This window comes from Streptomyces asiaticus (genome assembly GCF_018138715.1).
GTDB classification, from domain to species: domain Bacteria; phylum Actinomycetota; class Actinomycetes; order Streptomycetales; family Streptomycetaceae; genus Streptomyces; species Streptomyces asiaticus.
Genome location: NZ_JAGSHX010000001.1, coordinates 674,132 through 697,227 on the forward strand (window position 1 = coordinate 674,132; position 23,096 = coordinate 697,227).

18 protein-coding genes and 2 pseudogenes are annotated in these 23,096 nt (G+C 68.7%); 16 read left to right on the forward strand and 4 right to left on the reverse strand.

Features of this window, described 5'->3' with window-relative positions; genetic code table 11:
- The first annotated feature begins 173 nt into the window (after positions 1-173).
- Entirely contained in the window at positions 174-749 is a 576-nt protein-coding gene (locus KHP12_RS02550; RefSeq protein WP_211831337.1) for a PadR family transcriptional regulator, read from the forward strand.
- A gap of 61 nt (positions 750-810) precedes the next feature.
- Entirely contained in the window at positions 811-1,413 is a 603-nt protein-coding gene (locus tag KHP12_RS02555; protein ID WP_244202828.1) for an AMP-binding protein, read from the forward strand.
- Between the two features lie 398 nt (positions 1,414-1,811).
- On the opposite strand, the gene KHP12_RS02560 is transcribed toward KHP12_RS02555, so the two are convergent.
- Positions 1,812-2,393: a hypothetical protein gene (locus KHP12_RS02560; protein WP_244202827.1), complete on the reverse strand. Its 582-nt coding sequence runs from the start codon at positions 2,391-2,393 to the stop codon at positions 1,812-1,814.
- A 200-nt stretch (positions 2,394-2,593) separates the two neighbouring features.
- Positions 2,594-3,086, reverse strand: a pseudogene (locus KHP12_RS02565) (hypothetical protein).
- Between the two features lie 89 nt (positions 3,087-3,175).
- Here KHP12_RS02565 and KHP12_RS02570 point away from each other — a divergent pair.
- On the forward strand, positions 3,176-3,373 hold the full coding sequence (locus KHP12_RS02570) for a hypothetical protein (protein ID WP_086882067.1): 198 nt from the start codon (positions 3,176-3,178) through the stop codon (positions 3,371-3,373).
- A gap of 82 nt (positions 3,374-3,455) precedes the next feature.
- On the opposite strand, the gene KHP12_RS02575 is transcribed toward KHP12_RS02570, so the two are convergent.
- Positions 3,456-5,171, reverse strand: coding sequence for an IPT/TIG domain-containing protein (locus KHP12_RS02575; RefSeq protein WP_086882066.1), 1,716 nt, complete (start codon positions 5,169-5,171; stop codon positions 3,456-3,458).
- A 1,042-nt stretch (positions 5,172-6,213) separates the two neighbouring features.
- Between KHP12_RS02575 and KHP12_RS02580 the strand changes: the two genes are divergently transcribed.
- From KHP12_RS02580 to KHP12_RS02625, 10 genes are read left to right on the forward strand one after another with little or no spacing between them, the layout of a single operon-like run.
- Positions 6,214-7,515: an extracellular solute-binding protein gene (locus KHP12_RS02580; RefSeq protein ID WP_086882065.1), complete on the forward strand. Its 1,302-nt coding sequence runs from the start codon at positions 6,214-6,216 to the stop codon at positions 7,513-7,515.
- Positions 7,516-7,522: 7 nt separating this feature from the next.
- Entirely contained in the window at positions 7,523-8,443 is a 921-nt protein-coding gene (locus KHP12_RS02585) for a carbohydrate ABC transporter permease (RefSeq protein ID WP_086882064.1), read from the forward strand.
- Between the two features lie 29 nt (positions 8,444-8,472).
- Positions 8,473-9,321: a carbohydrate ABC transporter permease gene (locus KHP12_RS02590; RefSeq protein WP_244202826.1), complete on the forward strand. Its 849-nt coding sequence runs from the start codon at positions 8,473-8,475 to the stop codon at positions 9,319-9,321.
- Complete coding sequence (locus KHP12_RS02595) at positions 9,318-10,685, forward strand: carboxylesterase family protein (RefSeq protein ID WP_244202825.1); 1,368 nt, start codon at positions 9,318-9,320, stop codon at positions 10,683-10,685. Before KHP12_RS02590 ends, KHP12_RS02595 begins: the two co-directional genes overlap by 4 nt.
- 8 nt (positions 10,686-10,693) lie before the next feature.
- Positions 10,694-11,824 carry an ROK family transcriptional regulator gene (locus KHP12_RS02600; protein ID WP_208653011.1) on the forward strand — a complete coding sequence of 377 codons (1,131 nt, stop codon included), beginning with the start codon at positions 10,694-10,696 and terminating at the stop codon, positions 11,822-11,824.
- A 59-nt stretch (positions 11,825-11,883) separates the two neighbouring features.
- Positions 11,884-13,410, forward strand: a complete 1,527-nt coding sequence (locus KHP12_RS02605; RefSeq protein ID WP_086882061.1) for a GMC oxidoreductase — start codon at positions 11,884-11,886, stop codon at positions 13,408-13,410.
- 15 nt (positions 13,411-13,425) lie between these two features.
- On the forward strand, positions 13,426-14,034 hold the full coding sequence (locus tag KHP12_RS02610; RefSeq protein WP_067275668.1) for a nucleoside deaminase: 609 nt from the start codon (positions 13,426-13,428) through the stop codon (positions 14,032-14,034).
- The gene (locus KHP12_RS02615) at positions 14,031-15,032 is read left to right on the forward strand and encodes a sugar phosphate isomerase/epimerase family protein (RefSeq protein ID WP_086882060.1); all 1,002 of its coding nucleotides are present in this window, start codon (positions 14,031-14,033) and stop codon (positions 15,030-15,032) included. The genes KHP12_RS02610 and KHP12_RS02615 overlap by 4 nt, the downstream gene beginning before the upstream one ends.
- Positions 15,029-16,324 (forward strand): Gfo/Idh/MocA family protein, encoded by a 1,296-nt coding sequence (locus KHP12_RS02620; protein WP_211831338.1) that lies wholly within the window; start codon positions 15,029-15,031, stop codon positions 16,322-16,324. Before KHP12_RS02615 ends, KHP12_RS02620 begins: the two co-directional genes overlap by 4 nt.
- On the forward strand, positions 16,321-17,241 hold the full coding sequence (locus tag KHP12_RS02625) for a sugar phosphate isomerase/epimerase family protein (RefSeq protein ID WP_086882059.1): 921 nt from the start codon (positions 16,321-16,323) through the stop codon (positions 17,239-17,241). Before KHP12_RS02620 ends, KHP12_RS02625 begins: the two co-directional genes overlap by 4 nt.
- A gap of 153 nt (positions 17,242-17,394) precedes the next feature.
- Here KHP12_RS02625 and KHP12_RS02630 read toward each other — a convergent pair whose 3' ends face one another.
- Positions 17,395-19,185: a reverse transcriptase/maturase family protein gene (locus tag KHP12_RS02630; RefSeq protein WP_086882058.1), complete on the reverse strand. Its 1,791-nt coding sequence runs from the start codon at positions 19,183-19,185 to the stop codon at positions 17,395-17,397.
- A 506-nt stretch (positions 19,186-19,691) separates the two neighbouring features.
- Here KHP12_RS02630 and KHP12_RS02635 point away from each other — a divergent pair.
- The 3 genes and pseudogenes from KHP12_RS02635 to KHP12_RS02650 form a co-directional block, all read left to right on the forward strand.
- Positions 19,692-20,509 (forward strand): IS5 family transposase gene (locus KHP12_RS02635; RefSeq protein ID WP_372455155.1). Its coding sequence is split into 2 segments (ribosomal slippage): positions 19,692-20,039 and positions 20,042-20,509, totalling 816 coding nucleotides; the frame shifts between segments, so codons are not numbered across the junction.
- Positions 20,510-20,574: 65 nt separating this feature from the next.
- The gene (locus tag KHP12_RS02640) at positions 20,575-21,759 is read left to right on the forward strand and encodes an IS701 family transposase (RefSeq protein ID WP_210609097.1); all 1,185 of its coding nucleotides are present in this window, start codon (positions 20,575-20,577) and stop codon (positions 21,757-21,759) included.
- A 975-nt stretch (positions 21,760-22,734) separates the two neighbouring features.
- Positions 22,735-23,091, forward strand: a pseudogene (locus KHP12_RS02650) (HAD-IC family P-type ATPase); the annotation flags it as partial.
- Positions 23,092-23,096 lie beyond the last annotated feature (5 nt).

The window sequence follows — 23,096 nt, forward strand, 5'->3', positions numbered from 1 at the left end:
TCGTGCCGCCCCCACACCGCGCACCGCCCGCCCCCTGTCGCCCCGCCATGCCGGTACCCGCCTGCCTTTCGAAGGCGGCGGTGCCGGGCGAACATGGCGGGGCTTTGGCGGTGAACTGCCGCTTCCCCACGCCGAAGCACAAGGGTCCTGGGTGCCACGGTACGCTTCGGACCATGTCAGCATTCCGGCTCTCGACGACGTCGTACGTGGTTCTCGGGATGATCGCCATGCGTGGCCCGTCCACCCTCTACGACCTCAAGCGCGCGATCGGCCGGTCGGTGGGCTACTTCTGGAACTTTCCGCACGCTCAGCTGTACGCGGAGCCCAAAAGGCTTCAGGGGGCCGGGCTTCTGGACGTGCACGAGGAGGACACCGGGCGGCGGCGCAAGATCTACACGATCACCGAGGCGGGCGACGCCGCGCTGCGGGCCTGGCTGGCAGAGCCGGTCAAGGAGCACTTCGAACTGCGCGACATCGCGGAGATCAAGCTCTTCTTCAACGAGTTGGCGGAACCGGACGACGTGGCGCGCCTCGCCCGGGACCAGATCGAGCAGCACGAGCGGCGCATCGCGGAGTACGAGGAGATGCAGCGACGTTACGGCGGGATCGAAGAGGTCTCCAGCCGTATGGTCACCCTCGAACTCGGCCTGGGCATGGAATACGCCGCTCGCGAGTTCTGGCGCGGTGTCCAGGAGCGCGTCGAGCGCGGTGAGTTCTCGTCCATGAAGAGGCGGCCGACGGCCCCGTAACACCGGCGCACAGTACCCCGCCGCCACGCCCGCCGGGCGTGGCGGTTTCTGGTGTGCGGGCATGCCCGGAAGCGCGGGCGGGACGGGCGTCGCGGCGCAGAAGCTGGGAGCGGTCTCCGTACCCCTGTCCTTCCGCTTCGGCCCCTCGGAACTCGCCTACTGCGTATCCGACGCGGAGCCGGCGCTGGTGATCGCCGACGAATCCACCTCGGCTCTCGCGCAGGAGGCGCTCGCCTCCGTCGAGGCGGTTCCGTGGATCCGCTCGGGAGACCCGGCCGAGGCGACCATCGAGCGCCTGGCGCGCGACCAGCCGGACGGACCGCTCGACGTCCGGGTGTCCGAGCGGGACATCAGCGTCATGCTGTACACCTCGGGGACCACGGGCCGGCCCAAGGGTATGCCGCGCACACATGGCGCCGAGTACCACGCCTCGGTCGCCCACCTGCTACAGAGCGGACAGTCGCTTTTCGACACGACGCTCGGCGTGATCCCGCTGTTCCACACCATGGGACTGCGCACACTCATCGCCACCGTTGTCGCCGCGGGCACCTGGGTTCCCCAGACGAGGTTCGACGCCGAGGAAATGCTCGACCTCATCGCCCACGAGCAGGTCAGTTCGCTCTACCTGGTGCCCACCCGCGATTGGGTGTACCGCCGTGGGTAGCCCCTCACGCGATGGATGGGTCGGGGCGGAGGGACGACTCTCCATGCACGTGTGCTAGGCGCACCCCCATGAGGTAACAGGAGAGACGGAACCCGGCGTACAGGCCGACTCGTCCGCCGCTGAGGGCCCCTGGTCAGCGAATATGCTGTTCAGAGGGTCCTTTTCGTCGAATCGGGGCTTGGCCGGACGCCGGTCCGCACCGGTTCAAACGGGGCGTGTGGCTACGTACGTAGTCATGAAAGCAGCCACGAGCCGTAGGGCCGGAGGTCCGGCGACAGGGGCTGACCTGTTGGAGTCTCTGGCCTGGGCCATCTGGGTGGTCTCGCCACGATGCCTGAGCGTGCAGCGCAGCCACTGATGGCACTCGGCGATCGGGGAATCCCGGGGAACCTCGGCGCTCAGTGGCCGCCGCGTGGCTCGAAGCACCCGGTCTCCAGGAACCGGCCGTTGACCGTGACCTGGTAGTTGGTCGTCTGCACGAACGCGGTCACACAGGCGTCGTGACGGACGTTGAGGGCGACGCTGGCACCTGGGTTGCTGTCGGGGGCGTGGGCTCGCACGAAGAGCGTTCCGCGCCCCTGCTCGCTGTCCTGGCCCTCGTTTCGGTAGCCGAGCTTGAGCAGCGCCGCGCGCACACTCTTGGCATCCCACACCTTGGCTGTCCAAAGCCGCTTAAGGACGGGCTCGATGCGAGCGGCTTCTTTGCGGGCGATCTCCTCGCTGGCGGGGGACATGTCCTTGGGGATCTTGAAGCCGTTGTTCTCGCGGTAGTGCGGGGCTCCGTCGTGGGAGTCGGGCTCCACATTGCCCCGTGCGGGGCCGACGGGGGAGTGGGTGGGCGAGGGGGAGAGGGTGGCGCCGAGGCTCGGGGCGGAGCCGGCCACCGTCGGGCCGGTGCCCTGCTGACCGCAAGCGGTCAGGGTCAGGGCGGCGCCCAGGAAGAGGCCCGCGGCAACGTATCTGTATCTCGATATCTGCATGAGGAGTACTGTGCCACCGTGCCGGCACGGTCAACGCCCGCTTGCGAATTCGTAGCTACAGCGGGCACGGCCCGGTACTCGCCCAAGCTGGTCATGCAGGATCATCATCGTGCATTGACCAGCCGCTCTGGCCCCGGATCGGCGCCGCCACTGATACGTATGCCCCCTCGTCTGGCCTTCGGCCGGGCGAGGGGTTTTCGTCATGCGTGGCGGGATGCCCCGTCCGGCCAGACGATATCCACGGGGATGCTCGCCTCACGTGCCTGCTGCACCACGTTCCGCCGTTCCGCCGCCTTGGCCCGTGGGCGGCTGCCCGTTCCACACCGCGACGAGACGGTCAGCTGCCCGTTCCATCAGCACGGCATGCGCCGCTTCGTACGCCTGCCGGTTCGCTGTTTCGTGCGGCATCACCAGCACCTCGTCCACAGCGTCCACGAGCCGGTCGAAGGTTTCGGCGTGGCCGGGCTTCACCTTCGCCTGCCGGTAGTCCTGCGAAGGGATCACCCCGACCAGGCGCCCGCCGACCGTCAGGACCGCCTCGGCGAACAGGCTGTCACTGCCCTTCGCGATGCACGACACACCGACCAGCCCGGAGGGCTCGTAGGCAGCGAGGACCTTGTCCAACTCGGCTCGCACCAGCGGCACCGACTCATCAGTGAGGTCCATGTGCCCGGTCACAGAGATCGTCGTCATCGCGCCTTCCTCGTCTCGTCATGGGGGGTGGTGAGCAAAGTGCGGACTCAGGGAGCGCATCTACTGCACGTTCGCCAGGCGGTGGGCCGGTGACGATCCAGATCTGCGCTCGCTGTCAGCGGCCGACGGGCAGGCCGGTCGTCGTCGCGATCGGGTACGGCGCGAGTGCCGGTGGTGGCGTCGTCTACGCCTGCCCGGGCGAATGCGCCGCGAGCTTCCCGAAGCAGCGCGACCCGTTCGAGCAGACCTCCCTGGCCCGCGACGTCCCCGTCAGGAGGCAGCGATGACGGCCCGCCCGAGCCGACGGCATGGAGTCGCTTCGGGGCCGGCGCGGACGGGATCGGCCGTGGAGAGCGGCCTTCGGACACGTCAGATGGTGGGGTCCTGGTAGCTGAAGCCGCTCCAGGAGGTGGTGCCGCCGAGGGTGGTGACCGTGATGGTGATGTTGTCGGCGGCGGGGTGGGGCGGGGCGATGGCGGTGACCGTGGTGTCGGAGACGACGGTGAAGGGAGCGACGACGCCGTCGAAGGTGACCTGGTCCGTGGTGGCCAGGCCGGTGCCCGTGAGGGTGACTTCGGTGCCTCCGGCGGTGCGTCCGGTGGTGGGGACCGCACCGGACACGGTGGGTCCGGCTACGTAGGTGAAGGTGAGACCGCCTGCGGTTCCGCCGGGTGTGACGACGGTGACCGGTACGGGGCCGGGGGCGGAGGCGCTGGGGACCGTGACGGTGATCGCGGTGTCGGTGACGGACTGGATGACGGCCTGACGGGAGCCGAAGCGCACGGCCATGGCGCCCGAGAGGTTGACTCCGGTGATGACCGCGGTGCCTCCGCCGTTGACCGGACCCATCGCGGGTCCTGCCCCTCCATAGGGGGTGCTGGTGGTGCTGATGCCGGACAGCAGCGGGGCGGGGCGGTAGACGAAGGTGCCGAAACCGGCGGTACCACCGGGGGTGGTGACCGTCACCGGGACCGCGCCCGATCCGGGCGGGGTTCTGACGGTGATCGAGGTCGCGGTGTTGGAGAGGATCGTGGCCGCGGCGCCGCCGAAGTGCACCGCGGTGGCGGATGCCAGGTTGTGACCGCGGATGGTCACGGTGGTCCCGCCCGCGGTTGTGCCCTGACCGGGCATCAGGGTCAGTGCGATCACGCTGACGGTGTTGTCGGCGCTGTCGGTGACGTACAGGCGGGACGAGTCCGGGGAGACCGCGACGCCGATCGGGCTGTTTCCCACCGGGATGCTGTCGATGGCGGTGTTGGTGGCGGTGTCGATCACCGTGACGGTATCGGAGCTGAGATTGGCCACGTAGACGGCGGTCCCGTCCGGGCTCATGGCCACCATACGAGGGCCGTTGCCCACGGGGATGGCGGCGGTCACCGTGTTGGTCACGGTGTCGATCACCTTGACTGCGTTCTCCCCGGCGACGCTGACGTAGGCGCGGGTGCCGTCCGGTGTGAGGGCGACGAGGATGGGCACGTCACCGGTGAGGATGCTCGCGCTGACGGTGTTGGTGCCGGTGTCGATCACGGCCACGGTGCCGTCGCCGGCGTTGGGCACGTAGACCCGGGTGCCGTCCGGGGAGACCGCTGCCCCGGTCGGAAGGCTGAGACCGGTGACGGTGGTGGTGACCGAGTTCGTGGCGGTGTCGATGACGCCGACGACACCGGCGGTCTGGCACGTGACGTAGGCGCGGGTGCCGTCCGGTGTGAACACGGCCTGGACAGTTCCGGCACCGACCGGGATCGTTGTCGTGAGGACGTTGGTGGCGGTGTCGATCACACCGACGCTGCCGGTGTCGAACAGGGTTACGTACGCGAGGGTGCCGTCCGGCGAGAAGGACAGCAGGCGCGGTCCACCGGGCGCGGCGATGGTCAGGGTGACGGTGTTCGTGGCGGTGTCGATGACGCTGATGTCGTCCGAGGACTGGTTCGCGACGTACGCCCGTCCCCCGTCCGGGGTCAGCGTCACGCCCAACGGCGAGCCGCCGACCGGGATGGTGGCAACGGACGGCGTCAGCAGCAGGGTGCTTCGCCGTGCGACGGCGTCGGTCGCCGACAGGGTCTGGGGATCGGCCAAGAGCAACATGATGGGGTCCTCTCCGAGGGCAAATCTGCCGAGAAGTCCGGCCCCGGGCGAAGAACGCAAGCCCAGGGCACCCCGCCGGTTCTCCTGCTCACAGTGATGCACAGCGTCAAACGGATGACAATCGCCGACCGGACGACATCAACCGGACAGCCGAGCGCACGATGCTCCCCCGCCCCACCCCTGTGGACCGTCGTCGGGCGCCGTCGCGCCGGGTCGGATTGCGTGCGCCGGTCATACACCATGCGCCCGTCGGTACCTCCGCGCCTCCGCGCCGCCGCGGCTTCAGGTGGCCAGCTGGTCCGCCACCGCCTGGTAGTGGGCCAGGCCGTGGGCGACATGGTGCTGGGCGCTTTCGCGGGCCGTCCTGCCGTCCGTGCCGGGGCGACGGTGGCGAGCATTGCGTCCAACGGGTGGTCGTACGGGGCGCCCGTGGTGAGGAGGAAGCGGACCTGGTTCCGCAGGATGCGCAGCAAGTCCTCGTCGCGGTACGTAGTGCGCTCGACAAGGACCGGTCATCTGGCGAACCAGGCAACTCGTCCCCAACCTGGTTCTGATTGCGTAGATGGCGCAGAAGAAGAAGGCCCAACACTTGTGTAATTAGGCGGACCCCTCCGGGGGCACAACGCGTCACCGCTCTGACCTGGGGTTTCTCCCCCGGGGAGGGCTCCTGCTCGGCCTCGGATTCCTCGTCCGGGGCCGTTTGCGTGAGGGACGTCGTATGCCGCGGGTCGGGCAGGGTGCCGCAACCGGACCGGACCGGGCGGCTTGCCGACAAGTGCAGGGCTGTGGCCAGTACGGGTGAGGCTCTTTGGGATTTTGCTACAAGTTCCGAAATTTCACCGTGACCGATCCGCGATGCCACGGCAACCCGCCACCTCTACGGTCGCTGCCACGCCGTAAAGGCACTATCACGCCGATCATGTCCCCCGGACTGAATACGCCGTAAAGGCACCATCACGCCGATCACGTCCCCTGGGACCGAATTCGCTACTTTCCCCGAAATCCCCCACTGTGCTCAGCGCCCATGAGACAGGAGCCCAGCGTGTCCCACCCCTCCAGACGCGGTGTCCTACGGCTGACCGCCGGCACAGCTCTCCTCGGCAGCTTCGCCCTGGCAGGCTGCGGTCGCGGCAGTGACAACGCTGCGACCGCCGCCACCGCCAAGCCCGTCGACAACTCCCCGGCCAAGGGAACCGTCAACGTCTGGGCCGCCCAGGGCGATGCCAACGTGCTCGACAAGGTCGTCAAGCCCTTCAAGGCCGCCAATCCCAAGCTCACGGTGAAGTTCACGCTGATCCCGAACGCCGAGTACTACACCAAGCTCCAGTCGGCTATCGCGGCGGGCAAGGGGCCCGATGTCGCCCAGTTCTTCCCCGAGTCGCAGGCGCAGTTCCTCGATCCGTCCATCCTGCGGCCCGTCCCGAAGGGCCTCGTCGACCCGTCCGCCTTCTTCACGAGCCTGTGGGACGCCGGTGTGATGAAGAACGTCGCCTACACGGTGCCCTGGTACGCCTACACCTACGCGCTCGTCTACCGCTCCGACCTCGCCAAGAAGGCAGGTGTCAAGGCGCCGACGACATGGGACGACGTGGTGCCGTTCTTCAAGGCGTTGCAGCGCGCCGGCGCCGGGCACGGGCTCGGGGCGGACATCGGCTGGGACGTCTTCAACGGCCAGGACGTCGTGATGTACGCCTGGCAGGCGGGCGGCTCGCCGCTCTCCTCCGGCGGAAAGTGGACGCTCGACACGCCGGCGATGGTCGACGCGATCAAGTACAACGCGTCGTTCTTCACCTCGGGCATCGCCGACACCAGCGGGCCCACGTTCCTCGACGCGCAGCCGTACTTCGTCTCGGGCAAGACCGCCTGCATGATCACGGGCCCGTGGGTCATCGGCCAGTTCGACGCGGTCGCGAAGAAGACCGGCTGGACGGCCTCCAACGTCGCCACCGCACCCCTGCCGGCCGGATCGTCGGGCAGTGTCTCCTTCTCCGCCGGAGGCAGCTGGGGCGTGCTCGCCGACAGCGGCAACGCGGACGCGGCCTGGAAGCTCATCCGGTACATCTCCAAGCCGAGCACCCAGGTCGCGCAGTACAAGGCGTACAGCTCGCTGCCGGCCGTCGCCTCCGCCTGGGCCAACCCGGCCATCGCGGGCCAGCCGCTGCTGGACGCCTTCCTCTCGCAGCTGAAGAACACCCGGGCGTTCCCGCAGGTGGGCACCTGGCAGCAGGTCGCCACCCGGCTGGGCAAGGAGATGGAAGCCGTGGCCAAGGGCAAGGGGACCGCCGCGAAGGCCGCTGCCAACGTCCAGGCGTACGCCGAAAGTCTCGGCACGGGCAAGGGGTGATTCCCGGATGACCGCCACCATCGGGCCGACGACACCGCGCGGTGCGCGTCGGCCCCGGGGCGCCCGGCGGACGGCTGTCGCCTGGCTGTTCCTCGCACCGTTCGCCCTGGTGTTCCTCCTCTACACGGCGATACCCACCGTCGCCGCGCTCGGGTTCAGCCTCACCGATCTGCGCGGCACGGACCTGCGGCATCCGCTCGCCGTCAACTTCACCGGAATCCAGAACTACCTCCGGCTGCTGGAGGACCCGAGCTTCCTGCGGGACATGCTCAACACCGTCCTGTTCGTGGCCGTCGGTGTGCCGTTGACGATGGGGATCGGGTTCGCGCTCGCCCTCGTGCTCAACTCCGGCATCCGGCGGCTGCGCGGCACCTTCCGTACCGTCTTCTTCGCACCGGTCGTCACGAACGTCGTGGCCGTCGCCATGATCTGGCAGTACGCCTTCAACGCCAACGGCACCGTCAACAAGGTGCTCGGTGCCGTCGGTTTCGCCGGGCCGAACTGGCTGGACGACACCCACCTGGCCATGCCCGTGGTCATCGCCCTCGGTGTCTGGCGCAACTTCGGCATCGCGATGGTGCTGTTCCTCGCCGGTCTGCAGGCGGTGCCGCACGACGTGTACGAGGCCGCCTCCCTCGACGGGGCCGGCCGGTGGCGGCAGCTCAGGCACATCACCCTGCCGTTGCTGATGCCGACCACGCTGATGGTGTCGGTGCTGCTGACCGTCTTCTACCTCCAGGTGTTCGACGAGCCGTATCTGCTCACCGACGGTGGCCCGCTGGGTTCCACCGAGTCGGTGGCGCTGTACACCTACCACCAGTTCGGCGTCGGCGAGTTCGGCGTGTCCTCGGCGGCGTCCTTCGTGATGCTCCTGCTCGTGACGTTGGTGAGCATCGTCCAGTTCCGAATGCTGAGGCCTCGCACATGACCACCATCGCCGCTCCGCGGAATGCCGAGATGACAGGCGAACGGACGCACATGCGCCGCCGGTCCGTCGCCCGTCCCCTGCTGTACGGCGCGCTCGTGCTGTGCGCGCTGCTCACGATGCTGCCGTTCGTCTGGGTGACCAGCGGGTCGCTGCGCAGCCTTGACGAGATCCGCTCCGACCCCGGCGCCTGGCTTCCGCAGCACGTCACCCTCGACAACTTCGTACGGCTGTTCCAGACCGAGGGCTTCGGCCGGTTCCTGGTCAACAGCATCGTGGTCGCGGTCATCGTCGTCGCAGGCAACATCGTGGCGGCGTCGGCCGCGGGTTACGCGCTCGCCAAGCTGGACTTCGCGGGCAAGCGGATCGCGTTCGGCGCGGTCATGGCGGCGATGATGGTGCCGTTCACCACGGTGTTCGTGACTCAGTTCGTGATCACCGTCGACCTGGGGTTCGCGGACACCCTCACGGGTATCGCGCTGCCCTCCATGGCCCTGCCGCTGTCCGTGTTCATCATGCGGCAGTACGCCCTGTCGGTCCCCGACGAACTGCTGGAGGCGGCCCGGATCGACGGGGCGGGCGAGTTCCGGATCTTCTTCCGGATCTTCCTGCCGCTGGCGGGCCCCGCCGTCGCGACGATCACGATCATGTCGTTCCTCTACTCGTGGAACAACTTCATCTGGCCGCTCATCGTCGCCCAGAGCACCTCCAGCTACACGCTGCCGGTGGGCCTCGCCGCCACCAGCCAGGCCGCCGCGCACGTCACCGACTACGGCCTGATGCTCGCCGGCGCGATCGTCGTGATGCTGCCGGTCCTCGTCCTCTTCCTGTTCCTGCAGCGCTACTTCGTGCAGGGCGTCTCCGGAACGGGAATGCGGTGACCGCGGTGGATGTGGTGGACGTGGTGGCGGCTCCCGCGGGTACGATCATCGGCCGCCGTACCGGCGGAGTACGGCGTTTCCTCGGCATCCCGTTCGCCGAAGCACCCGTGGGTGCGCGGCGGTTCGCGGCGCCGATGCCACGCGGCCGGTTCACGCAGCCGTACGACGCGTCCCGGCACGGTGCCACCTCGCAGTGCGTGCCGCTGTTCGCCACGACCACCATTCCGGAGCCGTCGGTGCCGGGCGACGACGTACTGAACCTGGGTGTGGTCGCCCCCGCGAACGGTGTGTCATGCCCGGTGCTGGTGTGGATCCACGGCGGCGGCTTCCTCGCGGGCAGTCCGGCCAGTCCGTGGTACGACGGCCGCGCCTTCGCCCGCGACGGAGTCGTCACCGTGACGCCCGGCTACCGGCTCGGCGTCGACGGGTTCGCCCCGCTGGACGGCGTACCCCCGAATCTCGGGCTGCGCGACCTGCTGCTCGCGCTCGACTGGGTGCGGGAGAACATCGCGGCTTTCGGCGGTGATCCGGGCCGGGTCACCGTCGCCGGCCAGTCGGCGGGAGGCGGGGCGGTGCTCGCGCTGCTCTCCTCGCCCCTCGGCAGTGGTCGCTTCCACCGAGCGGTCAGTGTGTCCGGCGGCTTCTTCGAGGTGGGCGCGGACGCCGCGCGCTCCTTCGCCGGGCGGCTCGGTGACCGGCTCGGCGTGCCGCCGACGCGCGACGGCTTCGGCGGCCTCACGGTGGAAAGCGTGTCGCAGGGCGTCCGTCTGCTGCGGAGCGAACGTGGCGATGACGGCCCGCCCGTGCTCGGTCCGGTCGTCGGCGACGACGTCCTTCCGGTGCCCGTCGCCGAGGGACTGGCCGTGCAGGGGCACGGCGTACCGCTGCTGCTCGGCGCGACGGGCGACGAGTTCGACGGCGGCGCCCGGGGCAGCCACAACGCCGCCGCTCGCGCGGCGGGCACCCGTGTGACGGACATCCTGCTCCGCGCCGCCTGTCCGCGCGCGGCGGCCTCGCGTCGCGACGCCGGCGCCGGCACCTGGCTGTACTCCTTCGAATGGCCCTCACCCGTACTCGGTGGAGCCGTGCACTGCGCCGACATCCCGTTCTTCTTCGATGTACTCGACGCGCCCGGTACCGCCGAGGCCCTCGGAACGCGGCCGCCCGCGGAGCTCGCCACGTCCATGCACGCCGACCTGGCCGCGTTCGTCCACGGCCGGTCGCCGGCCTGGGAGCCGGCGACCGGGAGGCTCGGCGACCCCACTCGCGAGTACGGCAGGCCCGGGGCTACGTCTGCGGCCGACACCACAGGTGTGTTCGACCCGGTGGTGGCGACGGGGTCCGTCTCGGCGGAGGCGTGCTGATGCCCGGGATGAACCAGAGCGCCGTCCGGCGGGTCAACACCTCGGTGATCCTTCGCGCGCTGGCGGTGTCGGCCGGGTCGATGACGCTGGCCGAGTTGTCCGAGCGGGTCGGCTTGTCCCGCCGCACCATCGAACTCATCCTGGACTCACTCGTCGACGCGGGCTGGGTGAGCGAACTCGAGCGAGTTCCGGTGAGCGGCTGCGCCGGGCGCCCCGCTCGCCGGTACGAACTGCGGGCCGATCACGCGCTGTTGGCGGCTGTGCGCATCACCACCCTGGACGTGTCCGCGGTCGTCGCCGACGTGCGCGGCCGCATCGTCGGCCGGGCGCACCGGCCGCTGCGCGCCTACCAGGATCCGAAGGCCACGCTCGACGACGCGGCGGCGCTGGTGCTGGAGGCGCTCGACAACGCGGGCGGGTCGGCCGACCGGCTGCGGGCCGGCGCGATCGCGAGCGGCGGCGCCATCGACGACGACGGCGTCGTACGACGTCTGGTGCACACTACGCGTTGGGAAGGCGTGCACCTGCCCAAGGAACTCGGGCGGCGCATCGGCGTGCCGTGGTTCGCGGACAATGACACCAATCTCGGTGCGCTCGCCGAGCGTTGGCGAGGTGCGGCCGGTGACCACGACAACGTCGTATGGGCGATGCTCGGGAACCGGACCGGTCTCGGCATCCTCATACGCGGGGACGTACACCGTGGTTTCGAAGGCGCCGCGGGCGAGATCGCCGAGGCGGTGTCGCTGCCGGCGGGCTCGGTCGAGGACCGTCCCGTGGCGTGGCTGACCTCACCGGATCCGGCACGGCGGCGTGTCGCGCTCGACCGCTTCGCCGCGGCTCGGGCCGGCGATACGGCGGCGCTCGCGGAGGTCGACGAGTTCGTGGAGAACATCGCGTCGATCCTCACCACCCTGTCGTGGACGGTCGCGCCGTCACTCATCGTGCTCGGCGGCGGGCTGGAGGACGCGGCCGATGTGCTGCTGCCTCCGGTGCGCGAGGCGATGCGCGGCGCCCGTACCCCCGCCGTCGAACTGCGCGCCACCGTACTGGGCTCCGACGGCCCGCTCATCGGCGCCGTCAAGTTCGTGCTCGACCACATGGACACCGAGTTGTTCGGCCCGCCCGTCCCGAGCGCGTGATCGCGCATCCCACCAGTACTTTCCCCTCACACCACGTTTCGCAGGACAGGAGCCCGACCATGACCGGCACCAGCAGGACCGGCGTTCTCATCGTGGGCAGCGGCATCATGGGATCCGTCGTGGCCCGGCTGCTGCGGGACACCGATCCGACGCTGGACATCACCATGGTCGACGGCGGTCGGCCGATCGGAGCGGCCCCCGGCCTGCACCTGCACGACCTCGACGACCCGGCCTTGTGGCAGCGCTACAACGAACGGGTCGCCACCGGCATCCAGGGCCTGTACACGGGCGCCGAAGTGGTACGCGACGTCGCGGACAGCATCACCGCCCTGGCACCCGGCATGTTCCACGCGCTCACCTTCGGCGAGGGCGCCGAGGCGATGCCGGCTGCCGCGCTCGCGTGGAACGCGGGCGGCATGGGAGTGCACTGGACCGCCGCGACGCCCTGGCCCGCCGGGGACGAGGTGTTCGACTTCGGCGACCCGGACCGCTGGGCGACGGATCTGGACACCGCGTGCCGCCTGCTCGCGGTCACGCCCGCCGCCATCGGCCCAACACCGGTCGGGGAGCGGGTACTTGACGTGCTGCGCCGACGCTACGACGGCGTCGTACCGGAGGACCGGCGGCCGCAGCCGATGCCGATGGCGGTCACCACGGCACCGGCGGGACCCATGCCGCGCACGGCTCCGGGCACGATCTTCCCCGCGATCGCGGCGGGCGGGGACCCGGCCTTCACGCTCCTGACCGGCACCCTCGCCACGGCCCTCGTCACCGAGGGCGGCCGGGTCGCCGGCGCCCGGCTGCGTCGCGTGGCCGACGGCGCCGAGTCCGAACTCCTCGCGGACACCGTGGTGGTGTGCGCCGACACCCTGCGCACCCCGCAACTGCTGTTCGCGTCCGGCATACGGCCCGCGGCACTGGGGCGTCACCTCAACGAGCACGCGTTCATCAGCGCCCGGGTGCTGCTCGACCTCGACCGGTTCGGCATCGGCCTCGACGCCCTGCCCCTGCCGCTCCCCGGCGAGTTCGCCACGGACTCGCTCTGGCTGCCGCAGAACGGAGCGGCGCAGCCGTTCCACGGCCAGATCATGAACCGCACGTACGTGGACGAGGCCGGCCGCCCCCTGGCGCACTCGGTGGGCCTGTCGCTGTACGCCCCCGTCGAGTCCCGCCCCGAGAACCGGCTCGTCTTCTCGGAGTCGGACACCGACCTCGCCGGGATGCCACGGTTCACCGTCGAGTTCGGCTACTCCGACGCCGACCGCGAGCTGATCAGCCGGGGGCGGGACCAAGTCCGGTCGCTCGCCGAGGAGTTCGGGACGTTCGATCCCGAGACCGAACTGGCCCTGCTCCCGCCCGGCTCGTCGCTGCACCAGACCGGCACCGTCCGGGCGGGCGGTGCCGACGACGGCACCAGTGTGTGCGACCCCGACGGCCGGGTGTGGGGCTTCGACAACCTGTATCTCGCGGGCAACGGCGTGATCCCCACCGCGATGGCCGCCAACGTCACGCTGGCCGGTGCGGTGACCGCCGTACGGGCCGCGCGTGCCGTCGCCGAACGCATCACCGCGCCCGCCGCCCACTGAGAGGGAACCAGAACCGTGATCGACATCCAGAAGGAATACCGCGTGGCGCTGCCCGCGTGGATCGACGACGAACTCGCCGACGTGCCGGCCGTCATCCCCGACCGCGAGGGCCGGATGCGCCTCGTGCACCGCCTCGCCGACCGCAACTGGCGTGAGGGCAACGGCGGTCCGTTCGCGGCACTCGTCGCCGAGCAGGACACCGGCCGGATCATCTCGGTCGGCGTGAACGTCGTACTCGCCTCCGGTGTCTCCAGCGCGCACGCCGAGGTCGTCGCGCTGGGCCTCGCCCAGACGGCGACCGGCGGCTGGGACCTCGGCGGCGAGGGCGTGCCGGCGCACGAGCTGGTCGTCAACTGGCGTCCGTGCGTGCAGTGTTACGGCGCGACGATGTGGTCCGGGGTGCGTGGTCTCGTGGTCGCGGGTGAGGGGCCGGACCTGGAGGAGATCACGACCTTCGACGAGGGCCCGCTCGGCGCGGACTGGGCAGAGCAGTTCGAGGCACGCGGCATCAAGGTCGTACGGGATGTGCTGCGGGACGAGGCGCTCGCCGTGTTCCGCGGCTACCGGGACGCCGTCGACGCCGAAGGCGTCACCGTCTACAACGCCCGTGGAGGCGCCGCATGACACCGCTGGATCCGCTGACACCGCCGGCACCGCGTTTCGCGACCGACGTCATCACCTTCTACCACCCGGACTTCTGGGGACTGGACTCCGCCGACGCCCTGCGCGACTGGGCCCGCGACCATCCCGGCCCCTTCTGGGAACGAGTGATGGACGCGCTGGCGGAGGCCGGCGTCACCGGCCTGGAGCTGACCTTCGCACCAGGCGACATCGACTCGGCTCTGCGCGCCTTCGGCAGCGCGGCCTCCTTCCGCAGCGAGCTGGCGGCCCGCGGCCTATCCGTGGTGAGCGCGTTCGTCGCCGGCAGCGACGCCCCCGACTGGCGGCAGGGCGGCAACCTGCCCGCGATCGTCGCCGACGCCGAGCGACGCGCCGCCTTCCTCGCCGAGGTGGGGGCGGAACTGCTCGTCGCCGGACTGCCGATGCGGACGACGTTCGGGACGCCTCCGCCCTTCTTCGTGGACGCCGCGTACATGACCCGGATGGCCGACATCGCCCACGTGGTCGGCGAGGCCGTTTCCCAGTACGGCGTGAAGCTCGCCTTCCACACGGAGTCCAACAGCACCCTCTGGTACGAGAGGGACATCGACCTGTTCATGGCCCTGACCGATCCGCGCTACGTGTGGCTGTGCCCCGACGCCTGCCACATCGCGCTCGGCGGAGGCGACCCCGTCGCCGTCGCGCGCCGTCACTCCCAGCGCATCGCGCTCGCGCACTGGAAGGACGCCGTCAAGCCGATCGACGTCGAACTCACCATCGACGAGACGGTCTTCGCCCAGCAACAGCCCTACATGGCCGAACTGGGCACCGGCATCGTGGACTGGAGGGCGTGGGCCGAGGCGATGTCCCGTACGCCTGGCGCCGACACCGTCCTCGTCGAGTTGGACCAGGCGGCTGATCCCGTTGCCGCTCTGCGGGCGGGAAGGGCCGTTGTGGAGGGGGCCCGGACACGGCCGGCGGTCGGCGCAGGCCGCGCGCATCGAAAGCAGGGCCAGGTATGACGGTTCCCACTGGGCACTCCCCGCACGCATCCTCCACCGACGGTGCCCCTGCCCGGTCCGCACCCGTACCCGTGACGGTGATCGCGGCCGGCCGGGCACGGCGCACCGCGCGCCTGCGGGTCGCCGTCCTCGGCGCGGGCATGATCGGCGACGTCCATCTGCGCAGCGCACGCGCGAGCGGGGCCGAGGTCGTCGGCGTCCTGTCCTCCACGGCCCAGCGCAGCCTCGCGGCGGCCGAGCGCTGGCAGGTCGATGTCGGCTACCCGGACCTCGATGCCGTCCTGAGCGACGACACGATCGACGTCGTCCACGTCTGCACCCCGAACCACCTGCACGTCGGTCAGGCGGTCGCCGCCCTGCGGGCCGGCAAGCACGTCGTGTGTGAGAAACCCGTCGCGACGACCGCGGCCGATGCCCGACTCCTCGTGGATACGGCCGAGTCGGCGGGCCGGATCGTCACCGTGCCGTTCGTCTACCGCTACCACCCCATGGTCCGCGAGTTGCGGGCCCGTGTCGCGGCCGGCGGATTCGGCGCCTGGCAGCTCCTGCACGGGTCATACCTCCAGGACTGGCTGCTGTCCCCCGAGAGCACCAGCTGGCGGGTGGATCCGGCGGCCGGCGGCGCCTCGCGGGCGTTCGCCGACATCGGGTCGCACTGGTTCGACCTGGTCGAATGGGTGGCCGGGGTCCGGGTCGCCGAACTGCTCGCCGAGACGACCACGACGGTGGCCGACCGGCCCCGCGTGGGCGGCCCGACGTTCGGCAACGGGGCCCCCTGCGACGCGGCCCGCGTCACGGTCACGACGGAGGACGCCCTCGCGGTCGTCGGCCGTACGACCGAGGGGGTCCTGGTGTCGGTGACGGTCTCCCAGGTGTCGGCGGGCCGGAAGAACCGGCTGTGGTTCGAGCTCGACGGGGCGCACGCCAGTGCCGTCTTCGACCAGGAGCTCCCCGAGTCCCTGTGGCTGGGCCGTCCGGACCGGACCGAGACGCTGGTGCGCGACCCGTCCGTCAACTCGCCCGACGCCGCCCGCCTCTCGGTCGTACCGGCGGGGCACCCGCAGGGTTACCCGGAGTGTTTCGAGAACTTCGTCAAAGACACCTACGCGGCCGTCCGCGGCAGTCACCTTGAGGGTCTGCCGACAGTACGGGACGGGCTGCGCTCGGCCCGCCTGGTCGACGCGGTCATGGCCTCGGCGGCGCGGCGCACATGGACACCCGTCGACGATGCAACACCCACCGACGCACCCACCGATGACCCGACCGGCGAACACGGAGAACACCTGCGATGAAGCTGGGATTCCTGACGGCCTGCCTGCCCGGCCTGCCCCTGGACGAGATCGCCGACTGGGCCGTGGCAGAGGGCTACCAGGCCCTTGAGGTGGCGGTGTGGCCGAGTACGGGTGGCCGCGACTTCGAGGCCTCGCACCTGCCGGTCGCCGGCTTCACGGACGCCGACGAGCAGCACACCCGTGAACTCCTCGACCGCACCGGACTGACGATCAGCTCACTCGCGTACTACGAGAACAACCTGCACCCGGACCCGGCGACCCGCGAGTCGATCCGCACCCACCTCAAGCACGCCATCGACACAGCGGCTCGCCTCGGCGTGGACTCGGTCGGTACGTTCGTCGGCCGCGACCCGCGCCTGAGCGTGCTGGAGAACCTGCGCGAGGGCGAGAAGGTGCTGCCCGAGCTGGTGGAGTACGCGGGCGAGCGTGGCGTGAAGATCGTCATCGAGAACTGTGTGATGGAGGGCTGGCACCCCGACGGATACCCCGGGAACCTCGCCTACTCGCCCGAGCTGTGGGAGTGGATGTTCGGCCTGGGCTTCTACCTCAACTGGGATCCCTCGCACCTGACATGGATCGGCATCGACCCCCTTGAGACCATCGAGCCGTACCTCGACCGGATCGTCCACACCCAGGCCAAGGATGTGGAGCTGTTCCCGGGAAAGCGCAACCGCTACGGCTTTTTCGGCATCGTCGACAAGGGTGGCGACCCCTGGGCGACGGGCTGGTGGCGCTACCGCGTACCCGGTCTGGGGGAGGTCGACTGGCGCCACGTCATCGACCGCTTCCACGATCTGGGCTATACCGGCACGGTCTCCGTCGAACACGAGGACCCGGTGTGGGGCGGCACCCCTGAGAAGGTGAAGCAGGGGCTCAGGATCGCGCACCGGACGCTGAGCCCGCTCGTCGAGCCCTAGCTGTTCTGGTCGGGTAGCCGGAGCCCATTGCTGGGCCCCGGCCCCCTCAGAGTGAAGTAGGCCGCCGACGAGGTGCCCGTGGCTCGGGTCCTTTTCCGACGGCCCCTTCCCGAACGGAACGGGCGAGTTTCCCCGCATTCCGCTCTCCAGTGATCACGTCCGTTTGAGCGCAGTGGGCCGCCCGGAATGGATGTCTTCATGACAGCGGCGGCAGATCACCAAGGTTTTCCGCCGTCGCATCGCCATGAGGCGGACCCATGCCGGTTTCTCGCGCCGTCCTGGGCGGTTGAGGTCGGCGAGTTTGCGGACATGGTGCACTTCCAGGTGTGTCCGTGACTCGCAGAGCTCACAGCATTCGGCGAGGAGTCGATGAATCAGCTCGTTGCGCTTGCTGCTGGCCATGACGGGCTTGAGGTCGGTGAGGGTCGCTGTGCGCTGTCGTTTGAGCGGGATCCCCCCGAATCGGGCGACCAGTGGTTTCCTCCCTCGATCGCGTTCGACAGTGACCTGGAAACAGGTGCGCGGTCCTTCCGGCGTCTCGATCATGCTCTTGTACTTTCGAGCCGTCTTCGTGACCGTGCTGCGATGTTTCCCGGCCAAGGTCTTGAGCATCGAAGTCTCCATGACCCATCGGAGCTTGCCCAGGCGAAAGACGTCCTGGGCCAGAAGGTAGTACTGGACGACACCTTGAAACTCGGACTGGTACTTCGCAACGATGGTGAAGTCATCGTCACGCATGACCGAACCTCTCAGCGCCGGTTTTCCCTTGCTCATGTAGAGCGCGCATCGCTGCCTGATCGCCTGCCTGGGCACAAACAGCCCAATGGATCCATTGACTGCCCGTCGATTACGGGTGATCTTGTCGTTGGAGTATTGGGATTTGATGTCGTAGCCGAGGAAGTGCGCCGCCTGGCTGGTGGCGTGCGTGATCAACGTCTTGGCCTCAGAAAGTTCCAGCTCGAGTTCCTCTCGCAGGAACGCCCGAATCTTTGACTTGATCTCCTCTGCTTCGTGCCTGGGCCCGGCGAATCCCAGCAGCCAGTCGTCGGCATAGCGCACATACCGAAGCCGTCGATAGTCTGGATCATTGGGGTCTTGGCTCGGCAACGCTCGGCGCCGGGGTTCGAGCTCCCGCACCGATTTTCGGCAACCGCGCCGTCTCGCCCCTTGGATCCAGTGCTCCAACCGCCGGTATTCCCGGTTCGGTTGTCGACGCTGGCCGTGGTTGTATTCGGGCAGCAGCGACTGTTCAACGAACTGATCGAGCCGATCAAGGTAGATGTTCGACAGGATCGGGCTGGCCACTCCACCTTGCGGAGCACCGCTGAGTGTCGCATTCCAGCGCCAATCCTCCAGATATCCAGCCTTGAGCATGTGCCCGATCAGCCGGAGGAAACGGCCATCGTGGACTTTCTCCGACAGGATCGACAGCATGACACTATGGTCAAGGCTGCCGAAGCAGTCGGAGATATCGCCCTCGACGAACCAATGGGTTCCCGTCCAATACCGTTCCACCTCACTCAGTGCGGTGTGACAGCCCCGGCCGGGACGGAAGCCGTGGGAGCGGTCGGAGAACTGGACGTCGTAGTACGCCTCTAGAAGCATGCGCACTACCTCGGCCACGAGCTTGTCCGACCAAGTCGGCAGTCCTAGCGGACGCTTCTTGGCTGATCCCTTCTTCTCGATGTATACGCGTCTCGCCGGGGACCATCGATAGCGCTCGCAGCGGAGCGATTCGATGATCCTCTGGATCTTCTCCAGGGACATGCCATCCACGGTTTCCCTGGTGGCCCCGGGAGTCATCGCTCCCTTGTTGGCATAGATGCGCCCGTAGGCCAGCAGAAACAACTCCGTGTTGAATAACTGCCGGTAGAGCCTTTCGACCGGCAAACCTCTCTCACCGCGCTTGCGGAGGACGCTCAGCACCGTTTCAGCACTCTGCATTGCGCATGCTTCCCTTCGCCGAACATCTCGATCACCTGGTGCCCTTCGCCCTGTGGTCCCGGTTTTCCCGGCCTCCTTGGCAGGTCGTTACTCCTGCGACTACTACGGCACCTCCGTCGCCATAGGGCTCGCGCCCCGTAGGCGATCCCGTGGTACGTCTTCGCTGTACGTATCGAGCACGACGTAGGCCGTTCACTCATCTCCTTGACCACCCTCGTTGGGCGGCGTTTCGCGCCATGGAGGTTGCCTCGGCTTCACGGTTCATGGCCGGGCATGACGCGACGTCGGTTTCAGACGTTATTCCGACGGGTGCGCACTTTCACCACCGGAGATTGAACTTCAAGCAATCCAGCCTTGGCCTTATCGTGCGGGCCTTGCGGCACCCCGCCCTGAACGTCTCCAGACGGCCGCCGCTTTCCTGACATGCTCTTGTCCCCTCGCGCTTTCGCGTCCAGGTAAGAGCTTGTCTCACGTGGTGTCAGGTTGATGCGGCATGATGTTGCGCTATGGGTGTTGGTCTGTCGCAGCGGCTGGTTCCTGACGAACTCTGGTCGCTCGTTGTGCCGTTGCTTCCATCCTTCGCGTCCCGTCCGCAGGGTGGCGGAACGGCTCCGGTGGACGAGCGGGCCGTGTTCACGGCCGTGGTGTACGTGCTGACCAGTGGCTGTGCCTGGCGGCATTTGCCGGAGACGTTCGGCGTCTCGTCGGCCACCGCGCACCGCCGGTTCTCCGCGTGGACCGAGGCCGGTCTGTGGCGGCGGCTGCACCAGGCCGTCCTGGACGAGCTCGGGGCGCGAGGTGAGCTGGACTGGACCTCGGCCATCGTGGATGCGGCCTCGGTCCGTGCGAAAAAGGGGGATCGCTGACCGGGCGCAATCCGGTCGACCGGGGCAAGAAGGGCAGCAAACTGCACGTCCTGTCCGACGCCCAGGGCTTACCCCTCGCCCTCGGCGTCTCCGGCGCGAACGTTCACGACAGCCAGGCACTTCTGCCGCTGATCCTGGGCATTCCCGCGATCCGGTCCCGACGCGGACCGCGACGACGCCGGCCCGGCAGGCCCCGCGCGGACAAGGCGTACCACTCCACCGAGCGCCTGACGTGGCTGCGCAACCGTGGCATCGTCCCACGTATAGCCCGTCCCGGAATCGAGTCCAGCGAACGCCTCGGCCGACACCGCTGGAAGATCGAACGGTCGATCTCGTGGCTCTTCGGCTACCGGCGCCTGACCGTCCGATACGAACGAAAGGGCACACACTTCCTGGCCTTCCTCGGCCTCGCAGCCGCCCTGACCTGCTACAAAAAGCTCGCGAAACTCACCACGTAAGACAAGCTCTAATACTGCAACGGTGCTTGCCGTGACTGATGGCCAGGTCGGTCGTTGGTGTGGGTGTGGGTGGGGACCTTGCTGATGTCAGGTTGTGGGCGGCTGAACTGGACGCTGTGCATGAGCGGTTCGTGCACCGTTTCAGCAGATCGGAGCCCCGGGAGTCGGCACTTGCTTATATGCGGGGGCTGATCGCTCCGCTGCAGCGGAAGAACGGCTGGACGCTGGCGGAGGAAGCCGGCCATACGGGCCCGGACCGTATCCACCGGATGCTGAACCGGATCGAGTGGGACGCCGACGAGGTGCTCGACGACGTGCGTCAGTACGTGGTCGACAACCTCGGCGACCCCGATGCCGTCCTGGTCGTGGACGACACGGGCTTCTTGAAGAAGGGGACGCGGTCGGCCGGGGTGCAGCGGCAGTACTCCGGCACCGCCGGGCGCACGGAAAATTGCCAGGTCGGCGTCTTCCTCGCCTATGCCACCGACCGTGGGCGGACGCTGATCGACCGGCGTCTGTATCTGCCCGCCTCCTGGACCGACGACCGCGAAAGGTGCCGCCGGGCCGGCATCGAGGACGAGGTCGCCTTCGAGACCAAGGTGGCCATGGCCAAGGCGATGGTCCGCCGCGCGCTCGCGGACAAGATCCCGTTTCGGTGGGTGACCGCGGATGCCGCTTACGGGTTCAGCAAAGGCTGGCGGTCGGAGCTGGAGCGGGCGGACGTCTTCCACGTCATGGCCACCACCCGGCACGACACCGTGGTCACCCGCTGGGCGATCGACCATCCCGTCCACGACCTGTTTCCCGGTCTTGCCCGGCAGAAATGGAAGCGCCGTTCCTGCGGCACCGGGGCCCACGGCCTGCGGATCTACGACTGGGCCCGTGTCGAGGTGCGGCCCTGGCACCGGCCCGACCGCCGCCACTGGGTGGTCGCCCGCCGCAGCGTTGCCCGCCCGCAAGAGATCTCCTACTACATCGCCTACTGCCCCACCGAGACCACGCTCGATGATCTGATCCGCATTGCGGGCAGCCGGTGGGCCATCGAGGAATGCTTCCAGAGCGCGAAGCAGGAGTGCGGCCTGGACGACTACCAGGTGCGTCGCTATCCCGGGTGGCACCGCCACATGACCCTCGCCATGGCCGCCCATGCCTGCCTGAGCGTCCTGCGAGCCCGTGAGCTGGATGCCGGGAAAGCAGAAACGGATCCTCCCAGCTCATCCACCTCAGCCTCGCCGAGATACGACGGCTGATCACCCGACTCACCGACCGCCGACCCACACCCGTCGAGCACATCCTGCACTGGTCGACCTGGCGCCGACGACGACAACACCAGGCCCGCACCAGCCACTACAAACGACGCGGACACAGCCCCTGACCTGCCCACCAGTCACGACAAGCACCGTTGCAGTACTTAAGTCAGGTGACCCAGAAACATTCCTCCAAGTTCCTCCCGATTGGGTCGGGGATACAACGAAGCGCCTCACGGCGCACACCGGCCGTGCGGGCTTTCCCCGCAGCTCGGCTCAAGCAAGCCCCATGGGCTTCGCAGGTCAGCAGGGTGTGTTCCGTTTGCCGTCGTTCGCGTGGTGTTGACGATGGCATTCGGAGTGCACGAGGCAGAGGTTCGTTGATCTTGTCCATCGGCGGCGGCGCCTTCGTTCGGCGGCGGGTGTGCCAGTAGTCCATCAGGGACGGATCATCCGGAGATGCCGTCCCTTTGACCATCCGGTGTCGGACGATGCCCGTCCAGGCCAGCTTGGGGAGAAAGTCTCCGTCCGTAACCGCTCCCGGAACCTCAGGACGGCTGCCTTGCTGGGTTTGATGAGCAGCTTCTCCCCGAAGCGGCGCACTGTGAAGCCCAGGATCCGAACCCCTCATGGAGGTGCACGACTCGGGTCTTCGCCTCATTGAAGTGAAGTCCCCGGGGCCTGAGCCATTCGTCCAGCCGCGTCCTGACCAGGTGCGCTTGGTCTTCACCGTGGCAGAGCACGACGAAGTCGTCGGCGTAACGGATCGGGACCGGAGAGTCCGGCATCGACCAGGACTCGCGTCCTTTCTCGGTCGAGTACCGGCAGCCTGTTCCACTCCATGCAAGGCAATGTTCAGCAGCAGAGGGCTGATCACGCCGCCTTGAGGAGTTCCCTCCTCAGTTGGCGCGAATCGACCGCGATCCATCACCCCGGCCTTCAGCCACCCGTGGACCTGTTCCCTGGGGGGAACTGCCGCGCCTCCAGGGCGAAGGCCGTACGGTCGCGATGGTGGGCGACGGTGTCAACGACGCTGCCGCCCTCGCCACCGCGGACCTGGGCCTGGCCATGGGAACGGGCACGGACGCGGCGATCGAAGCGGGCGACCTCACCCTCGTACGTGGTGACCTCCGGGTGGCCGCGGACGCGATCCGGCTCTCCCGGAAGACCCTGGGCACCATCAAGGGCAATCTCTTCTGGGCCTTCGGCTACAACGTCGCCGCCCTGCCCCTGGCCGCCGCCGGCATGCTCAACCCGATGATCGCGGGCGCCGCGATGGCGTCCTCCTCGGTCTTCGTGGTGACCAACAGCCTGCGGTTGCGGTCCTTCACATGAATTGC

Bases quoted from the DNA above. Each gene is read 5' to 3' on its own strand.
- KHP12_RS02585 (WP_086882064.1), top strand. From the start codon at position 7,523: ATGACCGCCACCATCGGGCCGACGACACCGCGCGGTGCGCGTCGGCCC.
- KHP12_RS02550 (WP_211831337.1), top strand. From the start codon at position 174: ATGTCAGCATTCCGGCTCTCGACGACGTCGTACGTGGTTCTCGGGATG.
- KHP12_RS02590 (WP_244202826.1), top strand. From the start codon at position 8,473: ATGACAGGCGAACGGACGCACATGCGCCGCCGGTCCGTCGCCCGTCCC.
- KHP12_RS02630 (WP_086882058.1), bottom strand. From the start codon at position 19,185: ATGCAGAGTGCTGAAACGGTGCTGAGCGTCCTCCGCAAGCGCGGTGAG.
- KHP12_RS02560 (WP_244202827.1), bottom strand. From the start codon at position 2,393: ATGCAGATATCGAGATACAGATACGTTGCCGCGGGCCTCTTCCTGGGC.
- KHP12_RS02615 (WP_086882060.1), top strand. From the start codon at position 14,031: ATGACACCGCTGGATCCGCTGACACCGCCGGCACCGCGTTTCGCGACC.
- KHP12_RS02625 (WP_086882059.1), top strand. From the start codon at position 16,321: ATGAAGCTGGGATTCCTGACGGCCTGCCTGCCCGGCCTGCCCCTGGAC.
- KHP12_RS02605 (WP_086882061.1), top strand. From the start codon at position 11,884: ATGACCGGCACCAGCAGGACCGGCGTTCTCATCGTGGGCAGCGGCATC.
- KHP12_RS02620 (WP_211831338.1), top strand. From the start codon at position 15,029: ATGACGGTTCCCACTGGGCACTCCCCGCACGCATCCTCCACCGACGGT.
- KHP12_RS02555 (WP_244202828.1), top strand. From the start codon at position 811: ATGCCCGGAAGCGCGGGCGGGACGGGCGTCGCGGCGCAGAAGCTGGGA.
- KHP12_RS02575 (WP_086882066.1), bottom strand. From the start codon at position 5,171: ATGTTGCTCTTGGCCGATCCCCAGACCCTGTCGGCGACCGACGCCGTC.
- KHP12_RS02600 (WP_208653011.1), top strand. From the start codon at position 10,694: ATGAACCAGAGCGCCGTCCGGCGGGTCAACACCTCGGTGATCCTTCGC.